The organism is Paenibacillus sp. FSL R5-0519 (genome assembly GCF_037974275.1).
Lineage (GTDB): Bacteria > Bacillota > Bacilli > Paenibacillales > Paenibacillaceae > Paenibacillus.
The window spans coordinates 4395311-4411339 of record NZ_CP150234.1; the positions used below are offsets into that span (position 1 = coordinate 4395311).

At 47.8% G+C, this 16029-nt stretch carries 15 protein-coding genes; 1 reads left to right on the forward strand and 14 read right to left on the reverse strand.

Annotated features, from left to right (window positions below; translation table 11 throughout):
- Positions 1-117 precede the first annotated feature (117 nt).
- The 8 genes from MKY73_RS19680 to MKY73_RS19715 all read right to left on the reverse strand — a co-directional run bounded on the left by MKY73_RS19680 (position 118) and on the right by MKY73_RS19715 (position 8464).
- A complete protein-coding gene (locus tag MKY73_RS19680; protein WP_339303120.1) occupies positions 118-2049 on the reverse strand; it encodes an ABC-F family ATP-binding cassette domain-containing protein in 1932 nt (643 codons plus the stop codon).
- Between the two features lie 60 nt (positions 2050-2109).
- Positions 2110-2688: a TetR/AcrR family transcriptional regulator gene (locus tag MKY73_RS19685; RefSeq protein WP_339303121.1), complete on the reverse strand. Its 579-nt coding sequence runs from the start codon at positions 2686-2688 to the stop codon at positions 2110-2112.
- A gap of 12 nt (positions 2689-2700) precedes the next feature.
- Positions 2701-3510, reverse strand: a complete 810-nt coding sequence (locus MKY73_RS19690; protein WP_339303122.1) for a DUF92 domain-containing protein — start codon at positions 3508-3510, stop codon at positions 2701-2703.
- 228 nt (positions 3511-3738) lie between these two features.
- The gene (locus MKY73_RS19695; protein ID WP_339303123.1) at positions 3739-4512 is read right to left on the reverse strand and encodes an ABC transporter permease; all 774 of its coding nucleotides are present in this window, start codon (positions 4510-4512) and stop codon (positions 3739-3741) included.
- A gap of 17 nt (positions 4513-4529) precedes the next feature.
- Positions 4530-5306 (reverse strand): ABC transporter ATP-binding protein, encoded by a 777-nt coding sequence (locus tag MKY73_RS19700; RefSeq protein ID WP_339303124.1) that lies wholly within the window; start codon positions 5304-5306, stop codon positions 4530-4532.
- Positions 5307-5331: 25 nt separating this feature from the next.
- Positions 5332-6387, reverse strand: a complete 1056-nt coding sequence (locus MKY73_RS19705) for an ABC transporter substrate-binding protein (protein WP_339303125.1) — start codon at positions 6385-6387, stop codon at positions 5332-5334.
- Positions 6388-6398: 11 nt separating this feature from the next.
- Positions 6399-7847, reverse strand: a complete 1449-nt coding sequence (locus tag MKY73_RS19710) for an aryl-sulfate sulfotransferase (RefSeq protein ID WP_339303127.1) — start codon at positions 7845-7847, stop codon at positions 6399-6401.
- A gap of 59 nt (positions 7848-7906) precedes the next feature.
- Positions 7907-8464 carry a MarR family transcriptional regulator gene (locus tag MKY73_RS19715; RefSeq protein WP_339303128.1) on the reverse strand — a complete coding sequence of 186 codons (558 nt, stop codon included), beginning with the start codon at positions 8462-8464 and terminating at the stop codon, positions 7907-7909.
- A 387-nt stretch (positions 8465-8851) separates the two neighbouring features.
- Here MKY73_RS19715 and MKY73_RS19720 point away from each other — a divergent pair, with 387 nt between their 5' ends.
- On the forward strand, positions 8852-9259 hold the full coding sequence (locus tag MKY73_RS19720; protein WP_339303129.1) for a hypothetical protein: 408 nt from the start codon (positions 8852-8854) through the stop codon (positions 9257-9259).
- 124 nt (positions 9260-9383) lie between these two features.
- Here the strand turns inward: MKY73_RS19720 and MKY73_RS19725 are convergent, their stop codons facing one another.
- The 6 genes from MKY73_RS19725 to hemE form a co-directional block, all read right to left on the reverse strand.
- Positions 9384-10016 (reverse strand): fumarylacetoacetate hydrolase family protein, encoded by a 633-nt coding sequence (locus MKY73_RS19725; protein ID WP_339303130.1) that lies wholly within the window; start codon positions 10014-10016, stop codon positions 9384-9386.
- Between the two features lie 46 nt (positions 10017-10062).
- Complete coding sequence (locus tag MKY73_RS19730; RefSeq protein ID WP_339303131.1) at positions 10063-10815, reverse strand: glycerophosphodiester phosphodiesterase family protein; 753 nt, start codon at positions 10813-10815, stop codon at positions 10063-10065.
- 24 nt (positions 10816-10839) lie between these two features.
- On the reverse strand, positions 10840-12132 hold the full coding sequence (locus MKY73_RS19735; protein WP_339303132.1) for a CapA family protein: 1293 nt from the start codon (positions 12130-12132) through the stop codon (positions 10840-10842).
- 304 nt (positions 12133-12436) lie between these two features.
- On the reverse strand, positions 12437-13861 hold the full coding sequence (hemY, locus tag MKY73_RS19740) for a protoporphyrinogen oxidase (protein ID WP_339303133.1): 1425 nt from the start codon (positions 13859-13861) through the stop codon (positions 12437-12439).
- Positions 13861-14811, reverse strand: a complete 951-nt coding sequence (gene hemH, locus MKY73_RS19745) for a ferrochelatase (protein ID WP_339303134.1) — start codon at positions 14809-14811, stop codon at positions 13861-13863. The genes hemY and hemH overlap by 1 nt, the downstream gene beginning before the upstream one ends.
- Complete coding sequence (hemE, locus tag MKY73_RS19750; protein WP_339303136.1) at positions 14804-15868, reverse strand: uroporphyrinogen decarboxylase; 1065 nt, start codon at positions 15866-15868, stop codon at positions 14804-14806. Before hemE ends, hemH begins: the two co-directional genes overlap by 8 nt.
- Between the last annotated feature and the right edge of the window lie 161 nt (positions 15869-16029).

The following is a 16029-nucleotide window of genomic DNA, read 5'->3' on the forward strand; positions in this document are numbered from 1 at the left end:
ACGTAATGAATATACTGAACGTTTCACTTTCATGCGAAATTCACAAATAAAAAATAGCCCTCTCCTCCAAAGCGACATCAAGTCACTCTAGAAGAAAGGGCGATGTTTAACTATAAATTAAGACTTGCTCTGTTCAATCTGCTCTGCAAGTTCATTCAGAATGGTCCAGCGTTCCATCAATTCGTCCAGATGACGTTCAGCCTCAACCTGCTCCGCCATCAACTCCTGCAGACGGGCAGAATCACTAAATGACTCTTCCATCTCTTTATTAATCCGGACAAGATTGGCTTCAGCCTTCTCAATATTTTCATCAATCTGATCGTATTCACGTTGCTCCTTGAAGCTGAATTTCAACTTGGGTTTAGCTGCTGACACAGCGGGAGTTGTTTTCTCCGATGACTGCTTCACCTTCGTTGATCCTGGGTCACTCTCTTGCGTAGCTCCAGGTGCATTTTTCAGCATCCATTCCGCATACTCACTGTAGTCGCCGACATGTACACGTACAGCACCGTTGCCCTCAAAAGACAGCACTTTATCCACCGTACGATCAAGGAAATAGCGATCATGGGATACCACAAAGACAACACCTGGAAAATCGTCCAGATAGTCTTCCAGTACAGCGAGTGTCTGGATGTCCAGGTCATTCGTCGGCTCATCCAGCAGCAATACATTCGGCGCAGCCATCAGAACACGCAGCAGATACAGACGACGTTTCTCTCCACCAGAGAGGCGGGAGATTGGCGTCCACTGGGATGCCGGGGTAAACAGGAACCGCTCCAGCATCTGGGATGCTGTGATCAGAGAGCCATCGGCTGTTTTCACATTCTCGGCCACTTCCTTGATGTACTCAATGACACGAAGAGATTCATCCATCTCCTGATGCTCCTGGGTGAAATAGCCCAGATTGACCGTAGGACCGACGTCAACCACGCCTGCATCGGGTTCCAATTTGCCAGATATCATCTGTAACAGCGTAGACTTACCACTACCATTCGGTCCGACAATCCCTACCCGATCTCCAGGTACGGCAATATAACTCAGATCTTCAATCAGTGTGCGGCCACCGACGGATTTGGAAAGATGCTCGATCTCCAGAATCTTTTTACCTAGACGAGTGGAGCCAACCGATACTTCCAATGAACCGGAGCGCTGGACTCCTTGTTGGTCTTTGAGTTGTTCGAAACGATCAATTCTCGCTTTTTGTTTCGTCGTCCGTGCCTTGGCACCACGACGAATCCATGCGAGCTCCGTCCGAAGCAAGTTTTTACGCTTCTGTTCGGAAGAAGCTTCCCGCTCTTCACGCTCTGCCTTCAGTTCCAGAAAGCGTGTATAGTTGGCTTCATACCGGAACAAACGACCATGATCCAATTCCAGCATGACATTGGCCACACGATCCAGGAAATACCGATCATGCGTAATCATAAGCAGTGCGCCGCGACGCTTCTGCAAGTACTGCTCGAGCCATACGACCGAATCATTATCAATATGGTTCGTCGGTTCATCCAGAATGAGCAGTTCGCACGGGTGAATCAGAGCGGCAGCGAGTGCTACCCTTTTGCGTTGTCCACCAGACAACGTGCCCATCAGTGCATCGAATTGACGAATACCCAGTTTGGACAAGATACTCTTCGCTTCACTCTCCATCTGCCAGAGCTGAAGCTGCTCCATTTGCTGATTCAAACGTAATAATCGCTCTTGCAACGCTGGATCGGAGGAATTCAGCTCCAATAATTCCATCGTTTCCGTATATTCGCGCACGGTTTTCATTTCCATGCTGTCACCTTCGAATACTTGTTGCAGTACCGTATTATCCGGATTGAAGTCCGGATTCTGCGCTAGGAACTGAATGCGTACGTCATTACCGATGGAGATCTGTCCCGCATCTGCAGGTTCCATACCTGATATCACACGCAAAAACGTGGATTTACCGGTACCATTTACCCCAACGACACCAATCTTGTCCTGATCAGCCATGCCAAATGAAGCATCCTTGAACAATATTTTTTCGCCATAACTTTTTGTAATTTGCTCTACCGTCATTATGTTCATTGCTTGTACCCACTTCTCTGTAAAATAAAATTCAATATTACGTACATCCGTGAACTCACTTTAAACTTGCAAAAAAGAACGGCAACCGTCCAGAAACAATGCTGCTGCAAAGGCAATTCGTTTGTTCAGATGTTCCTCATTGAACTCCGGATTTAACATGATATCCATCTTCAGCCGGTCCAGAATTCCAATATAGGCTTCAGCGAGCAATACAGGCTCAGGTACACTTGCGCTCTCCAGTACCTCACGTACCATGCTCATGTATTGGTTCATGAATGCCTTCATGAATTTCATCAGATCCGGATCATTATTGGGTGCCATAAAAAAGAGTTTGGTATGATTGCGGCGCTCATAATAATACGTAAGGTGGGTCTTGGCTATTGCTCCAAGTTTATCACCTGTGTTCTCATGAGAGTTCAAAGCATATTCAAGACGACTGATAAAGCTGTTACAGTCCCGCTTGGATACTGCGATAAATAATTGTTCCTTGCTTTTGAAATATAAATAAATGGTGCCTTTTGCGATGCCGGCTTCGTCTGCAATATCAGACATTTTGGTCTCATAAAAACCTTTCGAGCCAAAAATACCATAGGCCGCATCCAAAATAGCCTCCGATTTGTCTCCCTGTATCGTGCTCAAATGTACTCCCCCTTACAAAGCCAAAATGTTACCTAAAGCTATCGCCACGCATCCTCCGATAACCGAGCTAAGCACGTTCACCAGGTCGTTACTCATCCATGCCCAGCCACGAGCCCGAACCGTTGGATGCCCGCAATGTTCATGTACCTCAACTTCACGGCCACACACAGTGCATCGATACATCTTTTGCACCGTTGCGCCCAGATAGGAATCGGCAAAAGCACCTGCCAACCCGCCTACAAAGCCGACAAAAGTCCAACTAAACAGACCAAGCCCTTCGATCCCGGCGATCCATGAAAACAAGAAGGCTCCCACTCCGATCAGAGCCCCACCTAAGGCTGCAGCCACGGTGCCGAGAAGTGAGACACCTCCTGAAGCACCTGGCGTAAGCACCTTCCATGTGAGAACAGAGCGCGGCGGCTTGCGACTGAGACTTCCGAGTTCGGTTGCCCATGTATCCGATGTAACGGTAGCCATTACACCAATGAAAGCATACACCCATGCCGGATGTGGAAATATCCAGTATCCCAGACATAGGAACATGCCCATCCCACCATTAGCCATCACTTGCCCGGCGTCCCGGTTTCCTGACTTGGCATAGGATTTCTCCAGCTCCTGCTTCCGATCTTTACGGAACCTGGAGAGCAACGTTGAAGTCATAAAGAACAACAATAACGTGCCAAACCAGAACAGGTTACCCGCTCCGTAATATATCGTTCCCATCATGATGGCTGCCAGGCAGCCAGACAGGGTTAGCGACTTTTTTGCATAGGCAGCACCTGCCACCATAGAAGCGCATACGGCGCCAATAATCCAATCCATAATGTCTCCTGCATGCAGCGTATGTAAAGCCAGCATGACGTTTATTGTATTTTTGAAATTCAATTATACCACGGTTTGATGCCAATGCCGAAACTCCTGAGGCCAGCACACAAAAAACCTGTTTTGGCCTCGTGTAGAAGTGCCAAAACAGGTTATTGACCAAACGTTACAACAAGATGAATCCCCTTCTCAAGTAACGTCTGGAATTGCGTATTCTTATGTTCTCATTCAGACTCGTTTTGCTCCGCCAATGACCCCATATCGGTAAAGTACCCTGCGACCAAACCAGTTGAACAATCGATCCGTCAGGAATCCCATAAAACCCAGGGAAATCAGTCCGACAAAGATCCAATCCGTACGGAAAAAGAGTCTGGAATTCCAGATCAGGTAACCCACTCCCTCATTTGCGGCAATCATCTCCGCACCAATGATAGCCATATAGGAAGTTCCCATTGCAAGGCGCACACCTGTGAAAATATACGGGGTTGTCGCCGGAACAATCACATGCAGCAGAATCTGCCGTTCATTGGCTCCCATACTGCGTGCCGACCGGATTTTGTCTTCTTCAACGGAGAGCACACCCGTTAAGGTGTTTAACACAACAATGAAGAAGGTTGCGTACATGATGAGTGCAATCTTGGATTGCTCACCAATACCGAACCACACCAAGAATAAGGTAATAAAGGCGATCGGCGGGATAAAGCGTATAAAGTTAAGGAAGGGTTCCGCGAACAGCCGGATGAGATGAACTTTGCCAATAATCAACCCTACCGGAATAGCAATGATGCTTCCGAGTACCCAGCCTGCCAGGACACGCGTGAAGCTGATTCCGATATACTGCATCAGGGTACCGTCCGCAATCAGTTCACGCGCTCCCAGAATCGTATCCCAAGGGCCAGGGATTACGTCAGGCCCATAGATGAGGGCTCCAAGCTGCCAGATCAGGATGACTGTTACCCACAGGAGCGGGATAGACACCGATTTTTTTTCCAACCATTTCATCTCTCATATCACCTCAGTTATTCTTCAAAGTGGCCTTGAATTCGGTCATACAGGGTATTGAACTCAGAGGAGGCAATGTTCCTCGGGTAAGGTAACGTGTTGTGGTAAATATCCGTTATATTCGAAGACGGACCTACAGACATAATACCTATGCGCTCACCAAGCAATAACGCCTCCTGAATATCGTGGGTGACAAAGATAACGGTCTTATGAGTTTCTTTCCAGATATTCACCAGTTCCTTCTGCATCGTTCGACGCGTCATCGCGTCCAGCGCACCGAATGGCTCATCCATCAGCAAGATCGCCGAGTCATTCGCAAGTACACGGGCCAATTGAACCCGCTGCTTCATGCCCCCCGAGAGTTCTTTTGGAAATTTCCCCTCATGAGCACTTAGTCCAACAAGCTGGATGTATCGATCAGAGATCTCACGTCGTTGTGCCTTAGGTACCTTGGACATTCGGAGTCCAAATTCCACATTCTCTCTCACGGTTAGCCATGGAAAAAGAGAGGAATCCGCCTGCTGGAATACCATCGCCCGATCCCTGCCCGGTCTGTCAATCTCCTTGTTGTCTACCTTGAGCTGTCCACCCGACTTGGAAATAAAACCCGCGATCATGTTCAGCAGCGTTGACTTCCCACACCCACTTGGACCAAGCAGGACGAAAAACTCTCCTCCCTTGATAACCAAATCAACATCCTTGATGATATAATGCACATCCCCATTGGTTGGAGCATGATACGTTTTCCGAAGCTGTTCGATATGAATGGTATGCTGAGTTGCAGGTAAGGACATCACGAACACCTCCCATTTGAATGAATTATTTGCTATATGTCACTTTTTTCGGCAGAGCCTGCTGGAGAGAGGTCAGATTGAGTTTGGTGTCGAGATCAAAATCTTGTTCAATGATTCCGGTATCCACCATATATTGCTTCTGACCTGCCAAACTGTCATAAGCGGCCTGCGTAAATCCAACTTCCCATGGATTGATCGGAAGGTCTTTCAACGTGGTATCTTTAGGCTGTTTGGTCTCTTGATACATCAGATCCGCAACTTCTTCAGGATGCGCTTGGGCATACGCGGATGCCTCATCAAGTGCCGCGAGAAAGTCACTTATCTTTTCGGGGTTTGCCTGGATGAATTCATTACTGGATACGAGCCCCATACCAAGGCGTATCGGGGTCTGGGACATATCCGTCAGTTGATGGACCCCTTCGAGTGCATCGAATTTATCAGTTAACGCAGAGCCTATCACCCAGGCGGCATCAAGGTCTCCCTGTTTCAGTGCGATGTAGGACTCATCAAAAGCCCCCTGACCAATTTGCGTCACATCACCCAACGCTAATCCCTGATCTTTCAGATATTCATCCCATAGATACGGAATAAATGTGCCTCGAATGAAACTTACTTTCTTGCCCTTCAAATCCGCTCCGCTCTGAATTTCCTTCCTTGCATACAGCTTCCAGGCAGCTGCCGCTTCATCCGTAGCCTGACCAGCCGAAGCGATGACTGAATATTCTCCTTTAGCCAATGCATTCAATACGGGAAAATCTGCCCCATACGCAATATCCACCTGTTTGATAAATAGTGCATTTACACCCTCAGCCGGTGAGCCAAACGTAATACTCTCTGCATCAATGCCCCTTTTTTCAAAGAACCCTTTGGCAATGGCTACCCTGAACGTTGGGTTGGTACTGGTATCTGCGATTCGAATTTTTACATTCTCGGCATGTTTACCCGAAGCGTCTTTGGTTCCGGACCCTGCTGCGCTTGAACTGCATCCAGATAATAGGAGTGCCGTAGCCAGGAATGCTATTAACACGCCGGTAATTATGGATGGTTTTCTCACAATATACACCCCATTCAATCTACTCATGATCTTGACGCCTAATCGCCCAATTTGCCTTCATCCGACGTTGCCACACAGGCTGCTCCCTCCACAAATGGAAGAGTTGTCTCCACACTCACAATGGATACAGAACCTTTGGGTGCTGCTCCCGGCACCCTATAGGTGGAGACATCAATGGCTTCAATGGGAACTTCCTGCGGCTTCTCCAACTGTGGAACCCACTGATAAGGAACTCGATACGAGCGATAGACCATATTGGTATTTCGCCGATCCGTGTAAGGGGAGACATATTCCCAGACCAACTCATGCTCGGCTGTCACTTCGAACAACCTGCCATTGGAACCTTCGGTTATCAGGGTATTACCGTTAGGCAAACGCTGAGCGGAACTGATGTATGGACTATAAAATTTATAGGAATCCGTTGGGACGGAAAATCCAGCTTCTGCCGATGTGTACTGCCAGACAATCTCCAGGGTGACCGGGTTAATCTCCAACACACGCGAGTGATCCCGAATCGCATGTTTTAATCCAAATGGGGAAGCCGGATTCGGAAGGCCGTAACCTGCCCAGCCACCATTGTCGAATACAAGCAAGTTCCCTTCTCCAGGAAGGCCCTGAGGAATGATATGTGCGTGATGCTGCCCGATAATTGTGCCAATATGCTTCGCTTCAGTTGAAGTATAGTCGGGGCCCAATCTCCATACGATTTTTCCGCTCTGCCTGTCTGTAATTGCGATTATATTGGCCTCTCTGGCATCCCAGATAATATTGTCAGGGTGGAACCGTTCGTCTCCGTCTTCATAGAAGCGGTTGGGTCCAACATAAGAAGCAGAATTAATATGTAACCAGTCACCGACACCACCACCCAAATGACCAAAAGAACGTGTATTCGGATCACGGAACAGAACATTTCGAGCAGCTTCATCAAAACCTAATTCTTCAAAGTGCTCGTTAGGCAGCCATTCCCAAACTATCTTCCCCTCCCAATCCACTTCAATAATGGCGTCATCAAGCAATGGCTTATCTGAAATTTGCGGGTTATTCACATTTTTGTGAGCCAGGATAAGTGTTTTGCCACTCTTCGTCTTCGGTGCAAGCCCAGGTGCATAGTAACCTACCGGATTACCCTCACGCTGATAATCATGATGCTGGCGGGCATACCATAGTGGCTCATACCCCGGATCTTCAATATGTTCGTAGCTATTGTATTTCCATACAATGTTACCGTCCCAATCTACCTGAACCAGATCAACATTATCCTGAATGCCGAACTTCGGATCTCTACGACCTGTGCTGCCCAGCACGTAACCTCCAGGCAATATTTTGGCCGGGAATCCTAACAACCCTTTCCACAGGTGAACCTCCTTGCCATTCATATCAATCAATACTACGCCTTCTTCGCCTGCCTGATAGACGGTATAACCGCCCCAAGCCTTGTCCGGATTGTATAACGTCGCTCCAGTTGGATATATGGTTGAGTGTCCCATTGATCATCTCTCCCCTAGAATGTTTGTGGTATATCAAATGTCATTACTGTGATCCAATCTCAATAACTGAGATAGTTACTCTTCCCGGTATTGTTCCGCTGCTTCTGCTCAAAGTTACTTGTGGAGGAGCGATCATGTTCTTGTATCCCATTGCTCTCCGCCAATTCGAGCACTGTGTCCGAGAATCCCTCCAGATTCGCTACTACCCGCTCGTAGAATTGACTTTGCTGCTCCAGTTCCTCCGCCGTAAAACCCTCGAACAGAAGCGTGATACATCGGGCACCGATGTTGCTGTTTCTCGCATACATCTCCCGCCCGCTGGATGTGATGTCCAGTAAAACCGTCCGGCGATCGTCTTCCTTTCGTCTGCGGATGGTGAGTCCCTTTTTCTCCAACTTATCGGTCAGAGCTGTAATGGCACCCGATGTGAAGTCCAACTGTTCTGCCAGATCTCCAAGCCGCTGTTCTCCCTCACGAATGATCTTGTGCAGGATAAGCATGCCCGGCAGGCTGATGCCTTCTACAGATATGCGATCCCGCTCCTTGACGAATCGTCTGACCATTTTGCGAAATAACCAATCCGTCCGCTCCAACGCTTCCCAGTCTCTATCACTCAATGCGTAACCTCCTTGATCATCTGAAACCTCAATAGCACACGAAAAAAGGCCCCCGTGGACATTCCATAGTGGAGTAGTCCCGGGAGCCTTTGGTGGTCCAATCAGCTCGATATATTTTCAATTCAAATTATTTCACTGTTCATTTAATAAGTATTAAAATAATTGAGATTATCATATAACCAACTAACCCAACCTGTCAAGTGTGAATTATGTTAGTGAGCTTCTTTTAAGGTCGTTCTCTGTCGGGCTAAATTACTTATCCTGTTTTAAGTTTCACTTCAGGTTTCCCGTTTACACTATTCTCAGATCGATATATCAACCAATACATCTATGACAAGCTACGAATCAGTTCGTTCGTACTCTACTACAGAAATGAGGAATATGCATATGAATATGAAACGAGTCATTATTATAGGCACCATGTTTGTCACCATGTCCTTCGCCGGAACAGCATGGGGCCAATCTGCCGTCTCCCCCATACCTACTGCCAAATGGTCCATCGTTGACCTGGATCCTGGTGAGGGAAGTAGTGACGAACTGCTCAGCGCTCTTAATCAGTCTTCAGAAGAGGATCTGTATCAGAAGCTCTACAACGGTAAGTCGCTGAGAACGATTACGGAAGAAAACAGGGGGAATTTGGATGAGGTGATTGCTATTCAAGTAAGACAGCTCAGAGAGCAATTGGATGAGCGACTCGCAAGTGGAAGTATCAGCTCGAAGCAACACGCTGCACAACAAGCTGAACTGGAGGCGTTGGTTAAGCAGAGCGCAAATACAGCTTATAATCTGACGTAATTAACAACCTACCTGTACGATGAAAATATGAAATTGTCATGAATAACATAACAAAAAGGAGCGTATGCACGCCCCTTTCTTGTACCTTATAACATCTCTACTTCTCAAGCAGGTCTGATAATCCTTATTGCGCTGCCCCAATCGTGCATGCACCCAAGGATTCGCCGTCCCATGCCAGTTCGAGCACATCTCCTGCTTGTGTTGGTCCAACACCTTCCGGTGTTCCTGTGAAAATGACATCTCCCGGCCCCAGCCCGTAATGGTGACCTACATAATCCACAATATCCTGTAAGCTAAAGATCATGTTACGAATGTTACCACGCTGAACTTCCTCACCGTTTTTAGACAACGTAAAGTCTTTCTCCAGCAGTGCTGCCGCCCCCGGGAACGCCTGAAATGCAGTAACCGGAGCCGAATTTTTGAATCCTTTGGCCGCTGTCCAAGGGTGGCCCTTTTTCTTAATCACAGACTGTACGTCACGTAACGTAAAATCAATACCAAACGCATACGCATCCACCAGCTCATCTACCGCCATACCTGGCTCATAAGCCCGGCCCATCTGCACGACCAGCTCAGCTTCATAGTGAACTTCACCCTTGGTAGCAGGCAATTCAAGCGTTTGACCACTCAGGGGCACGACTGCATGAGAAGGTTTCATAAAGATCATTGGTTCATCCGGAACCGCGTTACCCAATTCTTCCGCGTGAAGTTTATAATTGCGTCCTACACAGTATACATTGCGAATATTAGTCAACATGGGTATATTACCACCTTTATTGGATTCAATAGTGCTTTTAGGGTAATTACGGTCTGAAGAATCGGCTGCTCGTCTCCTGAAATGCCAGCTCCCATACGTCAGGACGGTTTGTACATAACATGAGCTCTGGATCAACTGCGGCCAGTTTCTTCATAATGGTCTTGTCATCTACTGTCCAGGCCATCACCCGAATACCTGCACTCCGCATCTCGTTCATTAAGGATTTGTCTACATTGGTGTATCCAATGGAGAGAAATGTACAATTCATCTGCTGCAGGGCAGTTAACAGATCACCTGGTCGTGCATCGATAATCAGCCCCGTCTGGATCTCCGGTGCAAGCTTCTTCACTTCGATCAGAGCGGCTGGTTCAAATGAGGTGATCACCACATCATTTTGCATATGTCTTTTTCTCACTTCATGTATAACAGCCGCAGGCAGACCCGGGTACATGTCTCCCTGCGTTTTCAGTTCAATGTTAAGACGTACTCTGCCGCACGAGCGATCTAACAATTCACTCAGCGCCGGAATCCGTTCGCCTTTGTAAGACTTGTTTTTCCATGCTCCAGCATCCAAACGTTGCAGATCAGCCCAATCGGTTTCCCGAACCAGACCCTTGCCATTCGTGGTGCGATCCACTGTAAAATCATGAATGATTACTGGTACACCATCACGCGACAACTGCACATCCAGCTCCATCCACTGAACTTCAGGCCGTTCCATGGCCATTATAAACGCAGCCATCGTATTCTCTGGTGCAATAGAAGAAAATCCACGGTGCGCTACACAAAGGTTGTTCATTCGATTCCCTCCTCAAAAAGGTTATTAATTAGGCGAAGCGACTCCATTTCCATCATATCGAATGCCTGGCGAGAGCTTTGCCATCTGTTGCAGCAGCAGTTTGTTTGCCTCATCAATCATTGGAATGGCCTGACCAAGCGCCGCTTCATAAGGGATGACTTTCATGCTGCAAGCTGCATCAGGAGTACAACGTGCCTGAAATACCGCTGTTTTCCATGTCTCTTCGGTGGTTGATCTGGAGAAAATAAAATTTCCCGTACTGTATGCAATCCATTTCCCCTTATAATACTCCAACCCTTGCAACACATGAGGATGACCACCTATGACCAGATCTGCGCCAGCATCCACAAACTCATGAGCCAATCGGGTCTGGTCACTGTTCGGAGTACTTACACGTTCCTCGCCCCAGTGCGCAACCACGATTACCAGATCAGCCTTCTTACGGGCCTCCTGGATCGCTTTGACCGCTCCTGTGGAATCATAGGCTTCAGCCACGCCAGCCCGATTGCCCTCAGCCTTCCAACTCGTTTCCGGTACAACGCGGGAGAACCCAAGCAATGCAATCTTCATACCTTTGCGTTCCAGATACGCTGGTGCATACGCTTCATCCCTGTTCATGCCAGCCCCGGTGTGAGCAATACCATATTCCTTGAGATAGGTTAACGTATCTACCAAACCCTCAACACCCTGATCCAGAATATGATTGTTAGCCAAATTGACAGCATCAAAACCCGCAGAGGCCATTGCCGCCAATGCTTTGGGCGAAGATTTGTATACATATGTTTTGTCTGCTGCCCCCGTACCTCCCAGGGTTATCGGTGTCTCCAAGTTGCCGATGGTAAGATCATCATCCTTGAATAATCTGCCGAGTTTAGCAAAGGGATAATCATAACCGTTCTTATCCAGCAGTTCAGCAACTTTGCCCGAAAATTGAATATCGCCGACAAAATTAATGGTGACATCCTTCGCTGAATTGGAAGGTTGCGATGCCCCTGACTCGGTATCCACACCTGCATTTCCCTTGGTGGGGGACGGCGTCGAATCTGTAGCAGGTTTTTTCGTTCCGGATTCGGCTTTCCCATTAGTGGTATTGCCTGAAGTATCAGGTTTCGCTACGCCGGATGAATTACCTGCATCTGCTGTTGTTTCATCATTCGTTGCTTCGGCGTCTTCTTCCGGAGTCTCATCAGACTCCTCCGAGTCTGGAGAACTTACTTGATCCCCGCCTTTGGCATCGTCTCCAATGGAAGGCTGATCCTGATCAACAATTTCCTGCTTTACAGGCTGGTCTGCCTGTTGCTGACGTGTGTTAATCACATAAAAAATGCCCACCAGACCAATTGTCATGATCAATAAAAGATTAATTGTCCAGATGATTCTATCACGGGTGCGCTTTCTTTTTTTTCTCTCTACACTTCGATCTGATCTTGGGGGATACATAAGCAACTCCTCTTCTTCACAGCCATACATACCATTATATCAGGCATATTCTGGATTTCCATCTTTCCTTGGAACTGCATCTATTGAAAGGGGGTTAACTCGCTTAGCTTCCAGATCTTCATATGAAAAAAGCCATCTCTCCAGTAGATAATTCTACGGTGAGACAGCTCTCTTGCTGTACTTAATCTGCTACAAGCGCCTGTGTTGCCAAAATAGACATTTCCTTCGCTTGTTTGATGCAATCCGGCAAGCCTACGCCCTCATAACCTGCACCTGCAATGTACACACCCGGTAACTTGCTGCCAAGTTCCTCACGCAGGGAGGCAATCTGTTGGAGGTGTCCCACCGGATACTGAGGCATGGATTTACGAAGTCTTGTAATTTCTGAGAAGATCGGCACCGCTTCGATACCCATCGTCTCTCTCAAATCTTTGAGAACCAGATCCGTCAACGCTTCGTCTGGAAGCTCTACGTTCTGTTCGTCACCCGAGCGACCGACATAACAGCGGAGCAGTACTTTATCGTCCGGGCTGGTATGCAGCCATTTCGTCGATGTCCACGTGCAAGCCGTAATGTTCCGACCCTCTTTCCGCGGAACAAGGAAACCCGATCCGTCGAATACATGCTCCACCTCTTTTTTCTCAAAAGCGAGCACTACATTGGCCACAGATACATAGTTAATCGCATCCAGTGCCGCTGTGTCCACGTGAGGCTTCAACAGATCTGACGCGACATATGTCGGCACAGTAACCACTACATCATCAGCTTCAAGCATTTCACCATTTTCCAGCTCAACATGGTATCTGGTCTGCGTTCCATCAAGACGTTGCAGTGACTTCACAGCGGTGTTCAGACGTTGATCCACATCCTGCAACTCATGGACAAGTGCATGAACGAGGCTCTGCAGTCCCTGACGAAAGTTCAGAAAAGCGCTCCTTTTGGTTCCGGTATGTGTCTCAGCCGGTTTGCGACCTGTCATCATGCCCCGGATCAAGCTGCCGTAATCGCGCTCTACTTCGCCGAACTGCGGGAAGGTAGCCTGAAGGCTTAATCTCCGCATATCACCTGCATAGATTCCCGCGAGCAGTGGTTCGGTCAAGTTCTCCAGCACTTCAGCTCCAAGACGGCGTTCAATCATATAACCGAGCGATTCATCCTCTGTTGTACGACGAGGCGGGATGACAAAATCCATCAACGCCCGCAGTTTGCCTGCCGGAGAGACAAGCCCACTTCTCAGGAACGGTCTTAATTCTGTAGGAATACCGAGAACAAGTCCTGCTGGCATAGGATGAAGCTTGCCACGCTGCATGATATACGTTTTCTTCGACTCCGGATTCTGACTGACCAGCTCATGATCAATCTCCAATTCTTTAGCCAAATCAATCATTGCTGTTTTGCGAGCGAGGAAGGAATCCGGCCCTTTTTCAATCACAAATCCATCCCGGTGCAGTGTCTCAATCATGCCCCCCATGGACGAGCTTTTCTCGACCAGAGTAATCACAGGTTCAACGCCCGCTTCCCGGTAATGCTTGCGGATATAAAATGCCGCGCTGAGGCCGGTGAGGCCACCGCCGACGACAACAACACGGCGTTTCTTATCACCCATTACTCATCCGACCCTTGCTGCCATTGGCTTATAATAACGTCGCTTAACGTCTCCATGTATAGAGGATCGCTATTAAGAGAATCAATACGCATCAGGCGCATATCGATTTCTTTGGCAATCGATTTGGCCTCAATATCGAGATCATAGAGTACTTCGAGATGATCCGAGACGAACCCGATTGGTGCCACAAGTACATCCTCTACCTGTTCACGCGAAAGTTCCTGTAACGTATCCAGAATGTCCGGTCCGAGCCAAGGCTCAGCTGTTCGTCCGGCACTTTGCCACGTAAATTGCCAATTGGTTATTCCTACACGTGAGGCAATCACTTCCGAAGTTTCCAGCAGTTGTTGCGGGTACGGATCCCCCATCTCCACAATACGTGCCGGCAGGCTGTGAGCACTGAACAATACCTTCACGTCCCCGCGTTTTGCTCCAGCTTCCTCAAACGCATCCAACTTGGCACTTACACGCGTGGACAGCGCCTGAATTAATTTCGGATGCAGATGATAACTCTCAATAAAGGACATATGGACGCCCAGCTCTTCTGCCTTTTCACGCGCACGTTTGATATAACTGCCCACACTCATTGTGGAGAAATGAGGAGCCAGTACAATCCCAATTGCAGTCTGAATTCCATCCTTCGCCATCTGTTCCACGCCGTCCTCAATAAACGGATAGGCATGCTTCAGTCCTTGATAACAACGGAATTCCACATCAGCGCCACGCTCATCGCGGTTTAAAGTCTCCTGAAGAGCCTTGACCTGATTGTCCGTGTTCTCCCGAAGCGGGAATACACCGCCAACAATGGCTTCATATCGATCCGTCAATTCCTTCAGTTGCTCCGGTTCAGGCGGACGTCCTCTGCGGATATGTGTGTAATACGCTTTAACACTTTCCATATTTTCTGGTGTGCCATACGACATCACCAGTACACCTACAGTATTAGTCATTAGTAATCGTCACCCCTGTCTTTAATGCTTCGGCAGAATACTCATGAATATAAGCCGTTAATTCTCTGAGCTTATCAAGGGAGGCTTCAGGAAATAGTCCGTGCCCCAGATTGAAAATATACCCCGGCTCCTTGATCCCTTCGTCGATAATCAATTTGGCTTGTTCCTTAATCAATTCCATCGGTGCAGTCAGCAAATAAGGGTCCAGATTGCCTTGTACGGCAAATTTGCCGCCAAGTCGTTTACGCCCTTCCGAAATCGATACTCTCCAGTCCAATCCAATTACATTGGCTTGCAGATTATGCAGCGCTGGCAACAATTCGCCCGAAGCGACACCAGGGAAATAAATTTTCGGTACATTCAAATCCGATAATTCGGTAAAGATACGGGTAATCGTAGGCAACACATATGTTCTGAAGTCTTTGGGAGAAAGTGCTCCAACCCAACTGTCAAACAACTGGAATGCCTTGCCGCCATTCGCAATATGCGCACGGACATATGTAATAACCATATCACCAAGCTTCTGCATCAGCTTATGCCACACCTCAGGCTCGCTGTACATCATCGTTTTGGTACGAATATAACCTTTCGAAGGTCGGCCTTCGATCAGATAACTCGCAATCGTGAAAGGTGCGCCCGCAAACGTAATCAGAGGTACGTCAAGCTCCTTATCCAGAATTCGAATAGTCTCCAGAATATGTGACAGATCTCCTTCTACGTCGATGGGGCGCAGTCGATCCACATCTGCCGCTGAACGAATAGGATTATCGATTACCGGTCCAATATTTTTAACAATGTCAAAATCAATGCCCAATGAGGCAACCGGATTCATAATATCGGAATACAAAATAGCCGCATCTACACCCAGTTTGCGTACCGGCATGAGTGTAACTTCAGCCGCCAGATCGGGTTGTTTGCAGATTTCTAACAAGGAGTACTTTTCTTTAATCTTGCGATATTCAGGATCGTAACGTCCGGCTTGACGCATGTACCATACCGGGACGCGGTCTACCTGTTGTTTGAAACTTGCCCGAATCAGTCGATCATTATAGCTCATGTAAGAAGCCTCCAATAGTTTTTGGACTCATAATTACCATTATGCCCTTTTTAAACAGCTGTAACAACCACATGCGGATGCGTTCTACGTGACAATACTATGACATTCCTTACACTCATCCCCCATATGCCAATTGTGTTATAATGAAAGAATCGATTTTT

Coding starts and splice junctions, on each gene's coding strand:
- MKY73_RS19680 (WP_339303120.1), bottom strand. CDS start 2,049: ATGAACATAATGACGGTAGAGCAAATTACAAAAAGTTATGGCGAAAAA.
- MKY73_RS19690 (WP_339303122.1), bottom strand. CDS start 3,510: ATGGATTGGATTATTGGCGCCGTATGCGCTTCTATGGTGGCAGGTGCT.
- MKY73_RS19695 (WP_339303123.1), bottom strand. CDS start 4,512: ATGAAATGGTTGGAAAAAAAATCGGTGTCTATCCCGCTCCTGTGGGTA.
- MKY73_RS19700 (WP_339303124.1), bottom strand. CDS start 5,306: ATGTCCTTACCTGCAACTCAGCATACCATTCATATCGAACAGCTTCGG.
- MKY73_RS19705 (WP_339303125.1), bottom strand. CDS start 6,387: ATGAGTAGATTGAATGGGGTGTATATTGTGAGAAAACCATCCATAATT.
- MKY73_RS19710 (WP_339303127.1), bottom strand. CDS start 7,847: ATGGGACACTCAACCATATATCCAACTGGAGCGACGTTATACAATCCG.
- MKY73_RS19720 (WP_339303129.1), top strand. CDS start 8,852: ATGAATATGAAACGAGTCATTATTATAGGCACCATGTTTGTCACCATG.
- MKY73_RS19725 (WP_339303130.1), bottom strand. CDS start 10,016: ATGTTGACTAATATTCGCAATGTATACTGTGTAGGACGCAATTATAAA.
- MKY73_RS19730 (WP_339303131.1), bottom strand. CDS start 10,815: ATGAACAACCTTTGTGTAGCGCACCGTGGATTTTCTTCTATTGCACCA.
- hemY (WP_339303133.1), bottom strand. CDS start 13,861: ATGGGTGATAAGAAACGCCGTGTTGTTGTCGTCGGCGGTGGCCTCACC.
- hemH (WP_339303134.1), bottom strand. CDS start 14,811: ATGACTAATACTGTAGGTGTACTGGTGATGTCGTATGGCACACCAGAA.
- hemE (WP_339303136.1), bottom strand. CDS start 15,868: ATGAGCTATAATGATCGACTGATTCGGGCAAGTTTCAAACAACAGGTA.